This is a genomic window from Belliella marina (assembly GCF_042682445.1).
GTDB classification, from domain to species: domain Bacteria; phylum Bacteroidota; class Bacteroidia; order Cytophagales; family Cyclobacteriaceae; genus Belliella; species Belliella marina.
This window is the reverse complement of sequence record NZ_JBHUHR010000045.1, coordinates 453,335-472,488: the sequence shown is the minus strand read 5'-3', so window position 1 is coordinate 472,488 and position 19,154 is coordinate 453,335. Positions and strand designations below refer to the sequence as shown.

The following is a 19,154-nucleotide window of genomic DNA, read 5'->3' as shown; positions in this document are numbered from 1 at the left end:
ATATAGCCCCATAACGGTCAACTGTTTAAATTTGGACTAATCACAAATAACTTATTAACGGTGTGGTTCCACTGACAATTTCTACCAATCAAACCCATTATGCCCCGATTGTAGAGGGAAGTTTTGATAGGTAGATATGAGCTTGTATTTTTAGAATAGACTTATCAAAAATACTATGAGAAAAATATACATGTTGTTGCTTTTTGTGTTGATGGGAATCACGGTCAGTACAGCCCAACAGATCCCCTCTCCAAATGATCATTTCGGTTTTGATATAGGGGACGATTATAAGTTGGCAACTTACGAAGCTACCGATGCTTATTTCAGAAAATTGGCTGCAATATCCGACCGGGTGAAGTTTGTGGAAATAGGCCCGACCGAAGAAGGAAGGCAAATGCCAATGATGATTGTGACTTCCCCGGAAAACCATCAAAAACTGGATAGGTATCAAGAGATTTCCCAACTCCTGGGGAGGGCTGAGGTCTCTGAGTCGGAAGCTAAACAACTTTCAATAGAAGGTAAGCCAGTAGTTTGGATAGATGGAGGTTTACACTCCACCGAGACAGTTGCTTCGCATCAATTGATCGAAACATACTACCAATTGGTATCCAAAAATGATGCGGAGACATTGAAGTTGTTGGATGATTTGATTATTCTCTTAGTCCATGTCAATCCTGATGGACAGGAGATCATTACCAATTGGTATATGGGTATGGAGGATCTGGAAAAAAGAAACATGAGAAGTCCGTACATGTACCAGAAATATGTGGGGCATGATAACAACAGGGATTTCTTTATGAATAACATGAAGGAATCAACCAATATTTCCCTTCAGCAGTATGTTGAGTGGATTCCACAGATAATATATAACCACCACCAAACATCCCCTGCGGGTACAGTTGTCGCAGGACCTCCTTATAGAGATCCTTTTAACCATGTCTTTGACCCTTTGATCATGACAAGTTTGGATGGGGTTGGTGCTGCAATGATCAATCGGTTGAACGCAGAAGACAAGCCTGGCTATACCCGACTCAGCGGTTCTGTTTTTTCTTCCTGGTGGAATGGAGGGCTGAGAACCACACCCTATTTTCATAATATCATAGGGATTCTGACCGAAACGACCGGAAGCCCCACGCCATCAAACATCCCTTTGGTACCGGATAGACTTATACCTACCCATGCGACACCTTTTCCTATAGAGCCACAGCCATGGAATTTCAAGAAATCTATTGACTACTCAGTGTCCATGAATTATGCGGTGTTGGATTATGCCAGAAGAAATGCGGACGCACTTTTATTCAATATTTATAAAATGGGGAAAAATGCGATTGATAAGGGAAATACCGATTCATGGACAAAGTATCCCAAAAGGGCTGCGGCAATTTCCGAGGCTTTCGATGCAGACAAAGACAAAGAATCCACTGGTACTAGGAGGGGAGTGATTCCTAATGAATATTTCGATAAAGTTTTCAAAGATCCTTCTTTGAGAGATCCAAGGGGCTTTGTTCTGTCAGCGGATCAGAAGGATTTTCCCACAGCGGTCAAATTCATCAATGCTTTGATCAAATCTGGAATAATGGTACACCAAGCTACTGCGGCCTTTAACTTGAATGGAAAAGATTATCCAACAGGATCCTATATAGTTAAAACGGCCCAGGCTTTTAGGCCACATGTCTTGGATATGTTTGAACCCCAAGATCATCCAAATGATTTTCAATACCCTGGAGGGCCACCTGTAAGACCCTATGATGCCGCAGGTTGGACCCTGGCATTTTCAATGGGAGTTGAATTTGATAGGATATTGGAAGATTTTGATGGACCATTTGTTCAAATTCCCTATGGGAATATCCGACCAATGCCCTCACACAAGCTTGCAGAAGGAAACGGCTATTTGATTGATGTAAGGGTTAACAATGCCTTTATTGTTGCCAATGACCTTTTGAAATCCGGTATCGAGGTGCTGAGGACTACTGAAGAAGTGGATGGACTACCTGCAGGATCATTCTATGTATCAGCCAAAGGAAAATCAGTCCTTAAAAAAGCTGCTGCTGATTATGGGATCTATCCTATGACCGCTTCCAAACCCAAAGCAGCCAGAAAGATAAATCCTTCCAAGATTGCTTTGTTTGATTATTATGGAGGGTCAATGCCTTCGGGATGGGTAAGGTGGATACTGGAACAATATAATTTCCAATTTGAAGTAATTTATCCCAAGGAGATAGACAATGGTAACTTGAATTCCAAATATGATGTGATCTTGTTTATCGGTCCTGGAATCCCTGGAGTGGGTGATTATCCATCAAGGAATCAGGCCAGTCCAGAAGATATAGCTCCCCAGTACCATGGCTTATTGGGTACAATCTCTACTGACACGTCCATACCAGCAATAAAGAAATTCATGGAAAATGGAGGGAAAGTGGTTGCTGTTGGTGCAGCTACTGCCTTGGCCTACCATCTGGATTTGCCTGTGAAAAATGCATTGGTGGAGAGGTCTGAAGATGGAAAGGAGAAGAGTTTGACAGGAGATAAATATTATATTCCCGGAAGTATCCTGAAAGCCAACATTAACCAAAGCAGCAAGGTAAATTATGGAATGGATCAAACAGCAAATATGATCTTCAATAATTCACCTGTATTTCAGCTTACAGAAGAAGCTGAGTCAAAAGGTGTAAAGCCGCTGGCATGGTTTGGTGAATCCTCCCCTTTGGTCAGTGGTTGGGCTTGGGGAGAAGAGTATCTGAAAAATGGTGTTGTCGCTTTTGAAGCTCCGGTTGGTAAAGGAAAGTTATACGCCTTTGGACCAGAGATTACCTTTAGGGCACAAGCCCATGGAACTTTCAAGATGCTTTTCAACAACCTTTACCAAGAAAAATAATAAAGACAATTTGATTTTGGTTATTACACAAAAAGGGCTTATCCAAGTGGAAAAGCCCTTTTTTTATATAATGGATTCTGATGGATAATAGCAAAAAGGTTATATATCCACATCGATTAGACCTCACTTTAGGAAGGCCAAGGAAATATCTCCTTGCCTCGAAATGACTAATAGTGCGATTTTTTGGATTTGCTTAAGTTGAAATTCATGGGTAAGAGAGAAACAATTTATGCTATGTTCTCGCCTCTCCATTCTCCCTATTCCATCAAAGCAAAAAACTTATCCAAGTCAGGAATGATGACAATTCTTGTTCTTCTGTTTTTTGCCATATTCTCTGGGCTGTCGTTGTCTACCAGTGGCGCGTAGCTACTTCTACCTGCCGCAATCAATTTTTCAGGGGCTACGTTATACTTGGATTCCAAGGCCCTGACGATGGATGTTGCGCGTTTTACACTTAGATCCCAATTGTCTTGCAATACAGATGTGGAGATACTTCTAGGATCGGTATGGCCCTCGATCATCACTTCCATGCTTGGCTCAGAGTTGATCACATCAGCCAGTTTTTTCAACAAGCCATCGGCATTTCTGCTCACAACATAACTCCCGGTATTGAACAATAGCCTGTCAGAAACGGAGATCATCACTACTGTCTTGTCTATATCTATTTGGATGTCATCATTCTCTTCTGCTGAACCGTCTGTGATGGATTTTTTAAGATTATGGGAGATAGCCAGGTTAACGGAATCTTCCATAGTTCTGGCATTTGCCAGTTTCTCGGGATCTACATTTGCCAAAGTAGCTTGGAGTTTCTCCCTGCTGTTGTTGGACATAGGTACGGCACCGTCTAGACTGAATTTCGCATCACTTGTTTCTCTCAATGAATTGATTTTGGCATTGTACTCTTCAACACGCTGCTCAATTCTGGCAAACCTTTCTTCTAAAATCCTGTTTTCTTCTTCCAGTTTCTCCTTTTCTGAAGTTGTTTCGGCAAGGTGGAATGATGTGGTATTGAGATCATTTTCCAGTGCGACGTATTTCTTTTTCGATACACAGGATGCCATCAGGGATACTGAAACCAGGGTGATTAAAATTATTCTTTTCATAAGTTGGTTTGTTTTTCTACCAATTTTCCAAAAACAAAGCCATAGATATCCTTCCTGTAAAATCAACCTTAAAATTGTCAGTTATTGGAGGTATTTAGTCTTGAAAATGGTCTAAATATGCGGGTTTGAAGACTTGAAAAGATGAAAAAATACGCTCATTCATTATAAAGCTCAATTCAATATGATTATCAACTTTCTTATCAGTAGCCAAATAAATTGATGTATTTTAAGTCAATTGGTGAACTTACAACTAATCGACTAATAACCCATGTGCGCTGTGGCGTAAATAACGATTATCCGCATGATTTTATTAGAAAGTTCACCTACTTGTGTTATTGCGGATACTCATAAAAGGTTTTGTATTATAGAATTTCATACGAGTACCCCTTTAAACACTCACAACGACTGTCCCATCCAATTTATAGATTGTTGTCTAAGCCAAAGACCCACACGAAGGATATTGCCAAGCATATCAGAAAGAGGCAGACTGCCTTCTGTGGCTTATTAGCATTGGGGTATAGTCTTAAAATCTCAAAATGTACTCCTGCAGATTCTCTGATCTCTCCAGATTAAGTTTTTTCCTCAACCTGTAGCGTGCTATTTCTACACCACGGATGGAAATATTCATCAAATAGGCAATTTCTTTGGTCGAAAGATTCATTCTCAGATAAGCACTCAACTTGATCTCCTGTGGGCTCAGGCTTTGGAATTTTCGCTTAAACCTTGACATGAAATCTCCATGGACCTGGTCAAAATGAATTTCGAATTGTTCCCAGTCCTGATCTTCGGCGATGTTTTTTTCTATATTCTTGATTACTTTCTGAAGCTCGTTTTTGACTTCCTGATTTCTGCTTTTTTTGATGATTGAATTCAAGTTGCTCCGCATATGATCGATAAAGCCATTTTTGGTGATCAGATGCATAGTAGCTGTGGCGAGTTCCTTGTCTTTGATTTGGATTTCGTGTTTCAGCTTTTCGGTCCTCAGCCTTTCCACTTCTTCCTGAGTGACTTTTAGTTCAGTTTCTTTTTGCTCTATAACTTTTCTGGAGGCTGTTTTTATTTTTTGCGTTTTTTGCTGGTATTGCTTTTCAATGATTTTGTAAGCCAAGTATATCCCAAATAATATAAAGATGGTGTAGAGGATATATGCAACCATACTCCTGTACCAGGGAGGCAAGATGATGAAGGTGTAACTGGCCTCTGGACCAATCTCACCAAACAGGTTTTTACTTCTGGCATGAAATACATATTTGCCTTCCCTAAGATTTGTATAGGCTTTCTCAGGCTTGTCTACCCATTCCCCATACCCATTTTCCAACCCTTCCAACCAATATTGGAACCTTAAATCCTTTTCATTGTTCGGGGTGGGATTAGAACACTCAAACCGGATATTTCCTTTTTTAAAAGGTATTTCGTGGATGTTGTGCTTGGATTGATGAAGGATTTGCTGGTTTTGAACAAAAGAATTTCCATGAAAAATCAAGGAGTCTGATGCTCCTGTAAGATATGCTGCACGGATTAAAGTCGGAAACCTGGTCGGCTGGTATTTGTTTTCATTCAGACTGAATCTGATAAAGCCATCATTTGCAGCTATGAGGATTTCATTCCCCCTGATGGCCGAAATATTCTGTAGGTCATCATTGAGTAATGGAAGTATATGGTTGAATACCTGGGATGTTTTAGTGTAGGTTCCATCGACATTTCTTTCCAAAACACCTATTTCTGTTTCTCCTATGAAATGGATATTTCCTAACTGGTCTTCAGCCAAAAAATGAATCATAAATCCATCATTTAAATAAGGATTGAAAAATTCGTCTCTTTCAAATCTGTTTTCAGCTTCCAAAAACTTGAAAACACCTTCCTGTGTGGTAAAAACCAACCTGTTGTTTATTTTCCAGACATTGCTGAGATTGCTGCTGTTGAGACCTGACTCTACGCCATAAAATGCAACCTCTACACTCTCTAGGTCATCGTCCAGTTTTAATCTGTAGACCCCTTTGTACCCATGGGCGACCCATATGTGGCCATGGTCATCTTGTTCTATTATTCTGCTGGACCCGGAAAATCCATCTATTTTCCTCATGTATTGAATTCCATTGCTGTTTTTTTGGTATAGGTGTATTCCGGAATAACTACCCACCAGGATCAAATCAGGATTACGCTTCAACAGCTGGAAATTCCATATACCATTAGGACCATCAATTCTTTCTGCTCTCTTGTCCTTGATGACAAAAACTCCGTCATTATGGGCTACCAGCAATTCATCTTGGATGGTTTTGATTTGATAGACTTGACCAATTGAATTTTCCACAAAGTTGATGTCAGACCATCCATCAGCCCTTTCTTCCTGAAAGTATACGCCATTGTTGGTTCCATAATAGATTTTGCCTTTATCGTAGATACTGTTGTAGCCAGTCCCCGTCAAGCCTGAGTGCTGGTTGATTTTTTGGAATGGTAACCCCAATTGGACCATTGTCAAGCCGTTGTTATGGCCTATCCATAGGTTTCCAGACAAATCCTCAAAAAGGGAAACGATTGAATTGTTATGCAATCCATTGTTTTGGTCAAAATGGAGGTTTCTTTTTCCACTTGAATCAAATAGCATCAAGCCATTTAGCTGGGTACCAATGGCTATCTGTCCATTTCGGAGCAAGAGGGCTGAATTGATAGTCCAACCCTCACTTTCAATCCAAGGATTGACCATGTTTCCGTTGAGGGTAAATATCCCATGATCCCTAGTGAAAATCAGGTGCTTATCCAAATTGTCCTTGAGGATGCCAGTGATCAGTTTATCACCAAAAAAAATCTTGCTCAATAAGTTGACCAACTTTCCATTCTGCAATTTTTTGAGACCGGAACCATACTCATTGACATAGAGCTGGTTGTTGTTGAAATGAAAACTTTCAAAGCTGTTTTCACTGGAAATGGAATATTTGAATGTCCTGTTTTTATCAAAGACAAAGATTTTTCCAAATGAACAGAAATAGATTTCAGTGATTGAAATATATACTTTCCAAACTTCTTCTAAATTTTGGTCTTCATGGGGGATTTCGGATTTGAGCGAGGTAAAAGAAAGTTGTCCAAAATCATTTGGTGAAAAGTACCCAAAATCTCCCTGACCCGAAACATAGACAGTCCCATCTTGGTCAATTTGGACATGCCTGGTTTTTGCACCATTCGGAATGGTGTATCTTCTCCATGTGGTGCCATCATGTTCCAAAAGCCCGTAATTGTTTGCGATATACAGAAGGCCTGAATTGTTTTGGGTAATGGCATAATTTTGAATTCCCCCCTGATATTCCTGACTTGAGAAATACCTGGAAAATGGTAAACCTAAGTTTTGGGCATAGCTACTTCCGCAAAATAACAGCATGTATAGTAATGTAAATCTTTTTTTCATTTTGGGTTGGTATTAATCGCCAAGACAAGATAATAATTTTTGGCTGATGTATTATACATCAGAAATTCTTGTATTAATCTTTCGCCCAAAAATGCATCTTTAATTGCTTTAAATGCATTTTTTATGCTTGCATGTAGTGTTTTTGTGAAATGTAAATTTCACCAATGATGTAGTTATGATGTATTTGTTTTTTTTGTTTTCATATAGCTTCTCTTCTACTTGTGCGTATCAATAAATCCAAAACAAATGAAAAAAATTCTATTACTGTGTTTTGCCTTTGCTCTGCATTTTGGGGTTTGGGCGCAATCGACTGTAATCAAGGGAAAAGTTACAGATGAAACGGGATTTCCAATACCCGGTGTCAGTGTCCTCAAGCTTAAATCAACTGTAGGAACTATTTCTGATATTGATGGGAATTACAGTATCAATGCAGGGTCTGGAGATGAACTTCAGTTTTCTTATATTGGTTTCAAGCCGCAAGTGGTGCCAGTTGGCAGCAATACTGAAATCAATGTAATCTTAGAAGAAGACTTGACCAATCTCAATGAAGTGGTGGTGATAGGCTATGGATCAGCTACCAAACGGGAGTTGACAGGGGCCACTTCCCAAGTCAAAGGGGAGGGCATCGAAAAGATGAATATGCCTAGGGTGGACCAGGCACTTCAAGGTAAAATTGCCGGTGTAAACATTACGACAAACTCTGGAGCGCCCGGAGGTACATCCAATATCCGGATTAGGGGAATTGGGACATTTGGAGACAATGACCCTCTGATTCTGGTAGATGGGGTGATTTATGATGCTGCAGGTTTGAATGCATTGAATCCCAATGATATCGAATCTGTCAATGTGTTGAAAGATGGTACTGCGGGAATCTATGGAGTCAGGGCAGCAAATGGTGTGGTATTGATTGAGACCAAAAAAGGCAGTCTGGGTTCCAAGCCGAGACTGGATTTCAATGCCTATTATGGTGTCCAAGAAACTGCCAAAAAATTGGATCTTTTGAATGCTAGGGAATATGCGATCTTAAAAAATGAAGCATTTGCGGCGGGTGGTCAGGCTTTGCCATTCAACAATGTGGCCTTGGGAGAGGGGACCAATTGGCAAGATGCCGTTTTTCAGGAAGCTCCGATCCAGGAGTATAATTTGACGGTCACAGGAGGAACCCAAAAAACTTCCTATTCTATCGGAGGCTCATACTTTGGCCAGCAGGGAATTGTAGGTGGACCAAAAGCCAACTTTGAGAGGTATAATGCCAGAATTAATTTCTCGACTGAATTAGCTCCAAAAGTAAAACTTACCAATGTTTTGCTTTTCACAAGGGAAGAGAGCAGTGGTTTGGCACAAGGTGGCATTGGATCTGTACTTTACAACACCATCAATGCTTATCCTACAGAATCCATTAGAGTGGGTGATAGATATTCTTACTTGGAGAATGTCAATGATATTATCAATCCACTTGCCCAAATGGAAAACACTTACAACAATACTTTTGTCAACAAAATTGTTGGAAAAGAAGAGGTTGAATACAAAATCAACAGCAATTTTACTTGGACAGGCCGTGCCGGCTACAATTTTTCCATGGTCGATTCGAAAACTTTCAACCCGCTGGTATGGTATGGGCCAGGGAAGTTTGCGAATTCTGCTAGAAATGAAAACCTAGATCCTGTAATAGTGGAGATTGGGGAACTGGAAATCGAAAGAGGAGCCAACGTATATGAGTCAAGAAACACTTATTTGGATTACAATTTAGAGACTTTCCTCAATTATGAGAATTCCTTTGGTGATGCACATCGGGTGAAAGGGATGTTTGGTTTGTCTCTGGTCGGCAATAGAAGTGAAGGTTTGAATGGTACAGGATTTAACATCCCCAACAACGACTTGAATTTTGCAGATATATCTGCCAATCAGGCTCCCGGAGGTTTCTTGAATAATGTGGGGTCTTTCCAGAGCAGACAAAGGTTGACCTCAGCCTTTGTGAGAGGGGAGTATGATTTCAAGCAAAGGTATTTTGTATCTGCGATTTTGAGAAGGGATGGTTCTACCAATTTTGGACCAAACAATAGGATTGGTTATTTTCCTGCCATTTCTGGAGCATGGTTGATTTCAGATGAACCGTTTTTCAACGTAAAAGCAATCGATTTTATGAAATTGAGAACAAGTTTTGGAGTTTCGGGTAACGACCAGATTGGCTTGTTTAGATACAGAGGCTTGTTGAATGGTACTGCAACCTATGTTTTCAATGATTTGATTGTCAATGGTGCCGCCATTGGAAATACCAGTAATCCCGATCTCAAATGGGAAACAACGTTCCAGACCAATATAGGTCTTGATTTCTCCCTATTCAACAATGTTGATTTCACAGCAAACTATTTTATCAAAAACACCAAAGACTTATTGTTCCAGCCAGATGTGTCTGCTTTGTTGGGATCCTATGGACCAGGTGGTTCACCTCCGGTAATCAATGCTGGTGATGTATTGAACAGAGGATTGGAGCTTGAGTTAGGCTATGGGTCTAATCGAAAAGAAGGGGTTAATTTTAGGTTTGATTATAACATCACCTTCCTGAAAAATGAGGTGACAGCGGTACCTGAAGGCTTTGAGTTTATCCCTGGGGCAGGTTTTAGTGTGGGTGGCAATGTGGCTACCAGGTTCCAAAAAGGGTTTCCGATTGGTTACTTTGTAGGGTATCAAACAGATGGGATTTTCCAGACTCAAGAAGAAATTTCGACAAGTCCGGTTAGCCAAGCAGGCGCCCAACCGGGAGACCTTCGTTTTGTCGACCAAAATGGTGATGGCATGATCAGTTTTGGAGATGATGCCGATCGGACAATGATAGGCTCTCCAATACCCGATATGATTATGGGTTTCAATTTGGGGTTGGATTTCAAAGGGTTTGATATTGGCGCTAATATCTACGCTGCATTGGGGCAAGACATCATTCGGAACTACGAAAGACAGCAGCCTTATGCGAATCAATTGGCTTACAACATCGACCGATGGACAGGACCTGGGACTTCCAACAAAGTACCTAGATTGACGACAGGAGCGACTAGAAATACAGTATTCTCTGATTTCTATGTCGAAGATGGATCATTTGTAAGATTGAGGAATGTTCAGGTGGGGTATACCATCCCTACCACGGTTTCCCAGAAAATTGGAGTCTCTTATTTTAGGTTTTATTTGGCAGCCAATAACCTTGTCACTTTGACAAAATACCAAGGATTCGATCCGGATGTAGGATCGGGGAACCCACTTTTTGCAGGTGTGGACAACGGGATTTACCCACAGGCACGCTCATTTATGGCAGGTTTAAATATTAAATTCTAAAAATCATGAAAAATACTTATAAATGGTTTCTATTCATGTCTTTGTGGATATTTACCGCATGCGATAGCTTATTGGATATAGATCCTGAGTTTACCCAGGATGCAGAAAATTTCTTCAATACCGAAGAGGATTTCAATCGGGCGATTATAGGGGTGTATGATATGATGCAACCTGCCTATTTAAATATCTGGATAGGAGAAATAGCCTCTGACAATTCAATTGCCGGTGGGGAAAGTGTCAATGATAGCCGTGGCCTTCATGAAATAGAGAGCATGACACATGGTGGTGTCAACGATGAATTGAGAGCTGTTATGCGAGTCAATTATACAGGGATTGCCCGTGCAAATTATATCTTCGAGAATCAAGATAAACTTGATTTTCCAGGTAAATCAGTCATCCTTGCCGAAGCCAAGATGATGCGTGCCTACTTCTATTTCAATTTAGTCAATTATTTTGGTGACATGCCATTGATAGTCGATAGGAGACTTTCCATCAACGAGATTTCAAATACGCCAAGAACCCCAAAAACTGAGGTTTATCAGCAAATTGAAGCTGATTTGAACGAAGCTAAAGAAGTACTCCCTGCGACTGCCAATGAGATAGGGAGGTTGACGAGTGGTGCAGCAAAAGCGCTTTTGGGAAAAGCACTGCTGTACCAGAGCAAATATGCGGAGGCGGCTGCTGTTTTGGGCGAATTGATAGATGGCAATCAGGGAGGTTATGGTTTGTTTTCAGATTATACAACACTCTTTTATGCCACAAATCAAAATGTAGCAGAAGATGTTTTTACCATTCAGTTTAGTGGGCTTCAGGGTGGTGATTATGGTTGCTTGACTTGTTTGAACGGCAATGCAGCTGTTGGATTCCATAGTATCAGGTTATACAATGGTCCACTGTATGCAGATGGCAACAGTTACAATCTTCCTACTCAAGACCTTTATGACTCTTTCCAAGAAGGTGATATTAGAAGGGATGCTACAGCTTTGAATTTGGATGAGTTCATAGCAGCCCAGCCGAATGCCGCTGATATTACTTACGCCATTGGCGGAGGAGGGCATACAGGTTTCTTCAACAATAAATACATCAAGAGATTGGACGAAAGAGGTTTGCCGGATGATGATTTGACAAGTCCGCTGAACTACAGGGTGATCAGATGGGCAGATGTATTGCTGATGGCTGCGGAGGCATTTCAAAGATCTGGGAATGATGGCAGGGCGAGGACTGAGTTGAACAAAGTGAGGAGCAGGGTCTCTATGCCTGCCATAAACAGTTCGGGTGATGCATTGTATCAGTCAATACTCAATGAGAGAAGGTTTGAGCTTTCTGGTGAAGGTTACAGATTCTTTGATCTGGTGAGGACTGGACAAGCTGCTGATAGAATCAATGGCTTTGAAGTTGGCAAGCATGAGTTATTTCCAATTCCACAAGTTGAGATTGACCTTGCTGGTGGTGTTTGGAGCCAAAATCCTAGGTACTAAAACAGAAATCAAATGAAAAGATATTTAAATTTATTATGGATAGTGCTGCCTATATTGTTTACGGCAGCCTGTGTAGAGGAATATTCCCTGGATGGAAATCCACCTACAGAAGCAGAAGCTGATTTCAGTTTTCAGCCCACTGCCGAAAGCAACAACATACTTCGGTTTACAGCAGAGAATGATTTCTTTATCATGAACTGGGAGTTGGGAAATGGATCATCAGGTAGAGGGAAATCAGTGACAGGTACTTACCCTTTGGCAGGTACTTATACGGTGACTTTGACAGTTTTCAATAGTGGTGGCAGTGTGTCTTTCAGCAAAGAGGTGACCATAGATGAAACAGACCCACTGCTTTTGGATAAGCCTATTTACAATGCATTGACAGGTGGGGCAGATGCAGTGGCAGGTAAGACTTGGAAGGTAGATGCTGGTAGGGCTGGACACTTTGGAGTTGGTCCTAATCCATCGGGTGCCGGAGATTTTCCAGAATGGTATCAGGCTCAAGCCAACGAAAAAGAAGGGTCCGGAATGTATACCGATAGATATACTTTCTATTTGGATGGGTTCAATTTCAATATGGAGACGAATGGTTTTGTTTTTCTAAATGGTGCGCAAGGAAGCAATTTCCCCGGTGCTTTTGATCCAGGGGTAGGGGATCTTTCCGCTCCTTATGAAGCACCGGCAAACTTGAAGTGGAGTATGGTAGAGCCAGAAGGTACTTATCCTGAGTTGACGATATCGCAAGGTGGGTTTTTGGGGTACTTTGCTGGTGGTAGAACCTATCAGGTCATCAATATCGAAGAAAATGAACTATTCCTGAGATTCGTAGATCAAGCCAATACAGAATTGGCCTGGTATATTCGATTGATACCGGAAGACTTTGATCCGGGAGAAGAGCCAGACCCAGACCCAGAGCCAGTAGATCCTACTATATTTACTTTGCAAAGCTTGATCGGAGAGGGAACTAAAGCTTGGAAATTGAAACCTGCTGCTGGAGCATTTGGAGTGGGGCCTGCTGCTGGTAGCGATGAGTATTTTCCCAATGGAAATGATATTTCCGGCGATAGACCTTGTTTGTTCAACGATTTATTTGTCTTCAATGAGAACGGTGTTTTCTCTTACGACCCTCAGGGTGATATTTATGCGGAGTCTTATATGGGGACAGGAAGTGATGGATGTCAGCCTGCCGCCAACCTTGAGGGGACAGGCGGAGCAGCTTGGGGGCCAGGAGTCCACACTTTTTCTCTGACTGAAGCTACAGATACCGAAACAGCAAAAATTACCGTAACAGGTACTGGGGCTTTTATCGGTCTGCCGAAGGCTTTCAATGGAGGAGAGTACAGCCAAGGGCCACCTGTTGCAAATAGGGCTGTTACTTATGATGTGATTGGCTACATGAATGAAAATGGGGAGGAAGAACTCAAAATCACAATAGATATTACTGATAATGGGAGTATTTTCTGGACCTTTGTTCTTATTCCAGATAATGGTTAAAATGATGATCATGGCAAAAATATTTCAAATGTGCTTTTTCTTTCTTGCAGTCTTGGGGACAAACTCATGTAGCCAAGAAGAGGTTGACGAGCAAGTGGTACTTCCCATAAACCTGGAGGTGACGATTACAGAGTTGGAGAATGGTACTGTCAAAGTCAATTTCTCGGCAGAAAAAGCAAATTTCTTTAGGGTAAGCTTTGGTACATGCAATGGATCAGCAGCTCTCGTATCTGGAAATGAAACAACCCATCGGTACAATGAGGTTGGGGAGTATACCATCACTGTTCAGGCACATGCTACAGAAGCGGATTTCATCAAAAAAGAGGAGAAAATCAAGATCACAGAGCAATTCCTTGGAATTGGATTTCCAGATTCAGGGGCAGAATCTCCTTTGGAGTATGCTGGATATACCTTGTCTTGGCAGGATGAATTCAATGCGGCCACTTTATCAAGCGATTGGGTGTTTGAAATTGGAGATGGTTGCCCCGGTATTTGTGGGTGGGGGAACAATGAATTGCAATACTACAGGCGTGAAAATACGGAACTGAAGGATGGTTATCTAGTGATTACTGCAAAGCAGGAAACTATTGGAGGTAAGAACTATACATCATCCCGACTTAAAACCCAAGGCAAGCAAGTGTTTCAATACGGAAGGATAGATATCCGTGCAGCATTACCCAAAGGACAGGGGATTTGGCCTGCATTCTGGATGTTGGGCGAAAGCATAACGGATATAGGTTGGCCCGCATGCGGTGAGATTGATATCATGGAGATGATTGGAGGAGCGTCGAGCGGCAGGGATGATACGGTACATGGAACCCTCCACTGGGATAGTAATGGTACATATGCATATAAGGGAGGCATGAAAACACTATCCGGTGGAACCAAACTCGCTGATAGCTTTCATGTGTACTCTATCATTTGGGAAGAAAATAAAATAACTTGGTTGCTTGACAATGAAGTCTTTCATGAGCAAGATATTTCCCCAACTTCTATGGATGAATTCAGGGAGCCATTTTTCCTGTTGATAAATATGGCTGTAGGGGGTAACTGGCCGGGAAGCCCAGATGGTTCAACAGTATTTCCACAAAAAATGGCAGTAGATTATGTGCGTGTTTTTGAGAAAAACTAAAACTTATCTAAAACCCCCAAACCTTTCAGGTTTTGTTGAATGTCAGTTTTATATCAAAAAGGAAATTGGGTGAAACATGAATGACTCTTTATATAAAACAACTGGTTATGGGGATGTGCTGAGGGTTTTAGTGTTTGATTAACCTGCTGTGATATTAGAAATCTAGACACTGTATATCAGTAAAAGGCTGAAGGAATTTCTTTCAGCCTTTTTTATTCTTGGTAAATACAGCGACGATCAGGCTCGTGATGGTACCGACTATCGGCGCAAAAATGACACTTTGATAAATGTAATTTTCCATGTTGAAATACGCAGCAGCATCTTCTTGGTTCATCTGGGCAGATTCAACTGCATAGGTTATGGCATTGCTAAAATAATCGGGAGTAATATACATGGAAGTGATGTATTGGGAGACGGGGGTCAGAATTGTCACGAAAAGTGTAATTATCAAACCACAATAAACTCCCTGCAAATAAGTCATTTTTCCATCATAAAATTTTTTTCTCTTATCCAGCAATGCAAAAACATAGATAGCAATGGAGGGAATTGCTACCAAATTTGTGTATATGGCATGCTTGGAAATATGTTCGTCATGCAAGCCAAAGGACTTTTCCAATAACATCCAAATTAAACCCATTAGGATGAATATTGCAGCCCATTTCAGTTCTGTCTTTAGGTTTGTCATAGTTTTTATGATCTAATATGTTGTCATTGATCTATATGTTGATAAATTTAACCATAATTTTATCATTTTAAAATATAATATTTTGTATTGAAATTAGTGCTTGATTATAAAGGGATTGGTCTTTCATTTGAAAAAAAAATGAATTGTCTTTTATGTATATCCGCTTTCTTACCAGTAGCCATTTAAAATAATGTATCCATATTGTTTCCAGGGTAAGTTGACTGTCAACCGTCGACACTCGTGCGCCGTGGCGTAGTTGACAATTATCCGCATGATTATATATGCATAATTTAACTACTGGTGTCATTGCGGATAATCATATTGTTCTTTACTCAAACATAAAAGTATGCATTCCCTAAAGAGGTGTTGAGAATAGACAGAATTCCTCTTTCTTTATCCAGTTAGACTCAAACCTTAATTTCATTTGTTTCTGGTGCCAAAACTTACATTCATGATAGATAATAACTATCTTTCAGAGATTAAATTCGTAAAACTTTTAAACCTTATAGTCAGATGAAATTTCTTTCAGCTCAAGTAACTTTATTGTTGAAAAACAAACCAGAACGCAGAAACCTAAAGATATTGTTTCGTTTTGTAATGGTATTGTTTGCCATGATTACTGTGTTCTCTGTCATTTTTCATTTCTTGATGATTCGAGAAGGGCAATCCTTTTCATTTATCACCGGATTTTATTGGACTTTGACTGTTATGTCTACTTTGGGCTTTGGTGATATTACTTTTCATAGCGATGCTGGTCGGTTATTCTCCATTTTAGTGTTGTTGTCGGGGATGTTGTTTTTATTGGTTTTGTTTCCATTTACTTTTATCAATTTCTTCTATTCTCCTTGGATGAAAGCCCAAGAGCAGGCCAAGGTTCCACATGAATTGCCCGAAAATACCAGTGGACATGTTATTCTAACGAGGTATGGGATTGTGACAGAAGCATTGATCAAAAAGCTCAACCGATTCAACTATAAGTATGTAGTTCTGGTTGAAGATTTTGCGGAAGGTCTACGGCTAAGGGAGCTTGGGGTTAAGGTCATGCTGGGAAGTTTGGTAGATCCAGAAGCATACAAAGCTGCCAGGGTTGAAAATGCGGCTTTGGTAGCGACAACAGAATCCGATGTTCTGAATACAAATGTTGCATTTACAGTCAGGGGAATATCGAAAAATGTTCCCATCATTTCAACCTGTAGTTTTGAGCATTCTGATGATATTCTCAAGTTGGCAGGGAGCAACCATGTGCTTCATCTGGGTGAAATTATGGGGCTGTTTCTTTCCCGTCGTGCCAACGGAGGAGATGCATGTGCACATGTTGTTGGACGATTTGATGAATTACTGATTGCTGAGGCCATGGTGACAGGCTCTTCTTTGGTAGGGCAAATGTTGCGGGAAACCAATCTAAGACAGGAAATCGGTGTAAGTGTAGTTGGTGTGTGGGAAAGGGGAAAATTCAAGTCTCCCCAACCTGATACAATGATCTCTGAAAGCACAGTTTTGGTGATGGCAGGTTCAAATGAACAAATCAAGCATTACAACAAAATCCATGGTGTGAAGTCAGAGATTAATTCACCGGTGATTATTATTGGTGGAGGTAGGGTAGGTAGATCTACCGGCAGGGCTTTGGCAAAGCGAAATATTGATTACAGAATTGTAGAAAAGGATGTGACAAGGATATATGATAGGGAAAAGACCATATTGGGTGATGCTGCAGAGTTTGAGATTCTGAAGATAGCTGGGATCAACGACTCTCCATGTGTCATCATCACTACCCATGATGATGATGTGAATGTCTATCTGACGATCTATTGCAGAATGCTTAGGCCAGATATCCAGATTATTACCCGCTCCACTTTGGAAAGGAATCTGGGCACAATGCACAGGGCAGGATCCGATTTTGTAATGTCTTATGCTTCCATGGGAGCCAATACAATATTGAATCTATTGCAAAGGTCTGATATTTTGATGGTGGCAGAAGGTCTTGACTTGATCAAAGTCAAAGTCCCGAAAAAACTGGAAGGCAGATCAATTATGGATTCCTCAATCAGGAAGGAGACAGGCTGTACTGTGATTGGGATCAGGGATGATGTGTCTATCCAAATCAATCCTGAGCCGGACACAGTATTGAAGAAAGATTCTGAAATCATATTGATAGGCACTGTAGAATCGGAAAACAAGTTTTTTGAAATCTACGGGAAATAGGGTTTTTTCTTAGGGAAATTGCTTTCCTTAGGTCTATTCTGCCTGATAATTGCCTTTCTGAAACGAGCTTACTATCAATTGTATGTTTTTGATAACTGCCTTTCAAAATCGTTTGCATCAAATTGGGGATATGCTATGAATTTATGAACAATATAAACAATTGGCATCATTGTGGATATATTTTTGTTTTTTGATTTGTTCTAAAATAACCTGTCTTAGGATACAGTTTAAAATAGAATAAAACCTTATCTTTGAAGTTTTAACCCAGAAATTTAATGCCGAAATTAATTCGAATAACGACTGTCCCCATATCACTTAAACTTTTGCTTTCCGGACAGATGAAATTTATGAAAGAAGCGGGTTGGGATGTGCTGATGGTAAGTGCAGATGGAAGAGAGGTTCAAGAAGTTGCCAGAAAGGAGAATTGTCCCCACCAAGTCATCCCATTCACAAGGCAAATCACCCCTTTTTGGGATTTATATTGCCTATGGCTGCTTTTTAAGTTGTTCAGAAAAGAGAAGCCGGATATCGTACACACCCATACACCCAAGGCGGGATTGCTGGGGATGATAGCGGCAAAGTTTGCAGGGGTGAAAATCAGGATCCATACAGTGGCGGGAATGCCATATATGGCAGCGGAAAAAAGCAAGAAAAGCCTTCTGATGAAGGCAGAAAAATGGACTTTCAGCTATGCTACTGAGGTTTGGCCCAATTCCCAATCCCTAAAGTCATTCATACTTTCTGAGAAATTGGCAGACCCGTCCAAGGTATTGGTAAATGGAGAGGGTTCTTCCAATGGAGTTGACCTAAATGTGTTCAATAGGGTTTCTTTAAAGGAAAATCATCTGGTGGCTGCAACAATGCGCATTTTGCCGGGAGAAAATGAATTTATCATCCTGTCAGTTGGACGATTGGTCAAAGACAAAGGGATAGAAGAATTGGTAAAGGCATTTTTGAATTCCAAGATTGTCAACAAATCCAAATTGGTGCTATTAGGTTCATTTGAACAGGGATTAGATCCTATTGATGAGCAGATATTGAGGCAGATCCAGGACCATCCAAAAATCATCCAAATCGAATGGACAGACCATGTGTCCCATTATATGGCGATTTCTGATATATTGGTGCATGCATCGCATAGGGAAGGGTTTCCAAATGTTTTGTTGGAAGCTGGAGCCATGCAATTGCCCATAATCTGTTCAAACATCATAGGAAACAAAGATATTGTCACAGACCGAAAGACAGGCTTGATGTTTCCAGTCAATAAAATCGATGTGCTGAAGGATGCCCTTGAATTTGCCTATGTGAAGCGGGAGTACATGCAGGGACTGGCAGACAATCTATATCGTGAAGTAACAGAAAAATATAACCGGAAAAACATTCAACAAAGTATCTTAAAACACTATTATAGACTTTTGGAATCACAAGATAGTATTGCCAATAGTTGACATATCAGGA

Annotated in this window: 10 protein-coding genes; 7 read left to right on the top strand and 3 right to left on the bottom strand. The window is 40.7% G+C overall.

What is annotated here, in order from left to right:
- Positions 1-175 precede the first annotated feature (175 nt).
- Positions 176-2,875: a M14 family metallopeptidase gene (locus ACFSKL_RS18885; protein WP_376888333.1), complete on the top strand. Its 2,700-nt coding sequence runs from the start codon at positions 176-178 to the stop codon at positions 2,873-2,875.
- A gap of 257 nt (positions 2,876-3,132) precedes the next feature.
- On the opposite strand, the gene ACFSKL_RS18880 is transcribed toward ACFSKL_RS18885, so the two are convergent.
- Both ACFSKL_RS18880 and ACFSKL_RS18875 read right to left on the bottom strand, forming a co-directional pair.
- Entirely contained in the window at positions 3,133-3,978 is an 846-nt protein-coding gene (locus ACFSKL_RS18880; protein ID WP_376888331.1) for an OmpA/MotB family protein, read from the bottom strand.
- Positions 3,979-4,501: 523 nt separating this feature from the next.
- Positions 4,502-7,378 (bottom strand): ligand-binding sensor domain-containing protein, encoded by a 2,877-nt coding sequence (locus ACFSKL_RS18875; protein WP_376888329.1) that lies wholly within the window; start codon positions 7,376-7,378, stop codon positions 4,502-4,504.
- A gap of 246 nt (positions 7,379-7,624) precedes the next feature.
- On the opposite strand from ACFSKL_RS18875, the gene ACFSKL_RS18870 reads away from it, so the two are divergent.
- From ACFSKL_RS18870 to ACFSKL_RS18855, 4 genes are read left to right on the top strand one after another with little or no spacing between them, the layout of a single operon-like run.
- On the top strand, positions 7,625-10,705 hold the full coding sequence (locus ACFSKL_RS18870; RefSeq protein WP_376888327.1) for a SusC/RagA family TonB-linked outer membrane protein: 3,081 nt from the start codon (positions 7,625-7,627) through the stop codon (positions 10,703-10,705).
- Positions 10,706-10,710: 5 nt separating this feature from the next.
- Positions 10,711-12,183 (top strand): RagB/SusD family nutrient uptake outer membrane protein, encoded by a 1,473-nt coding sequence (locus ACFSKL_RS18865; protein WP_376888325.1) that lies wholly within the window; start codon positions 10,711-10,713, stop codon positions 12,181-12,183.
- A 12-nt stretch (positions 12,184-12,195) separates the two neighbouring features.
- Positions 12,196-13,677 carry a PKD domain-containing protein gene (locus ACFSKL_RS18860; RefSeq protein ID WP_376888323.1) on the top strand — a complete coding sequence of 494 codons (1,482 nt, stop codon included), beginning with the start codon at positions 12,196-12,198 and terminating at the stop codon, positions 13,675-13,677.
- A gap of 10 nt (positions 13,678-13,687) precedes the next feature.
- Positions 13,688-14,809 (top strand): glycoside hydrolase family 16 protein, encoded by a 1,122-nt coding sequence (locus ACFSKL_RS18855; RefSeq protein WP_376888321.1) that lies wholly within the window; start codon positions 13,688-13,690, stop codon positions 14,807-14,809.
- A gap of 202 nt (positions 14,810-15,011) precedes the next feature.
- On the opposite strand, the gene ACFSKL_RS18850 is transcribed toward ACFSKL_RS18855, so the two are convergent.
- Positions 15,012-15,494: a DUF4199 domain-containing protein gene (locus ACFSKL_RS18850; protein WP_376888319.1), complete on the bottom strand. Its 483-nt coding sequence runs from the start codon at positions 15,492-15,494 to the stop codon at positions 15,012-15,014.
- 513 nt (positions 15,495-16,007) lie between these two features.
- Here ACFSKL_RS18850 and ACFSKL_RS18845 point away from each other — a divergent pair.
- Positions 16,008-17,696, top strand: a complete 1,689-nt coding sequence (locus tag ACFSKL_RS18845; RefSeq protein WP_376888317.1) for a potassium channel family protein — start codon at positions 16,008-16,010, stop codon at positions 17,694-17,696.
- Positions 17,697-17,971: 275 nt separating this feature from the next.
- The gene (locus ACFSKL_RS18840) at positions 17,972-19,144 is read left to right on the top strand and encodes a glycosyltransferase family 4 protein (protein WP_376888315.1); all 1,173 of its coding nucleotides are present in this window, start codon (positions 17,972-17,974) and stop codon (positions 19,142-19,144) included.
- Positions 19,145-19,154 lie beyond the last annotated feature (10 nt).

Coding starts and splice junctions, on each gene's coding strand:
- ACFSKL_RS18885 (WP_376888333.1), top strand. CDS start 176: ATGAGAAAAATATACATGTTGTTGCTTTTTGTGTTGATGGGAATCACG.
- ACFSKL_RS18880 (WP_376888331.1), bottom strand. CDS start 3,978: ATGAAAAGAATAATTTTAATCACCCTGGTTTCAGTATCCCTGATGGCA.
- ACFSKL_RS18875 (WP_376888329.1), bottom strand. CDS start 7,378: ATGAAAAAAAGATTTACATTACTATACATGCTGTTATTTTGCGGAAGT.
- ACFSKL_RS18870 (WP_376888327.1), top strand. CDS start 7,625: ATGAAAAAAATTCTATTACTGTGTTTTGCCTTTGCTCTGCATTTTGGG.
- ACFSKL_RS18865 (WP_376888325.1), top strand. CDS start 10,711: ATGAAAAATACTTATAAATGGTTTCTATTCATGTCTTTGTGGATATTT.
- ACFSKL_RS18860 (WP_376888323.1), top strand. CDS start 12,196: ATGAAAAGATATTTAAATTTATTATGGATAGTGCTGCCTATATTGTTT.
- ACFSKL_RS18855 (WP_376888321.1), top strand. CDS start 13,688: ATGGCAAAAATATTTCAAATGTGCTTTTTCTTTCTTGCAGTCTTGGGG.
- ACFSKL_RS18850 (WP_376888319.1), bottom strand. CDS start 15,494: ATGACAAACCTAAAGACAGAACTGAAATGGGCTGCAATATTCATCCTA.
- ACFSKL_RS18845 (WP_376888317.1), top strand. CDS start 16,008: ATGAAATTTCTTTCAGCTCAAGTAACTTTATTGTTGAAAAACAAACCA.
- ACFSKL_RS18840 (WP_376888315.1), top strand. CDS start 17,972: ATGCCGAAATTAATTCGAATAACGACTGTCCCCATATCACTTAAACTT.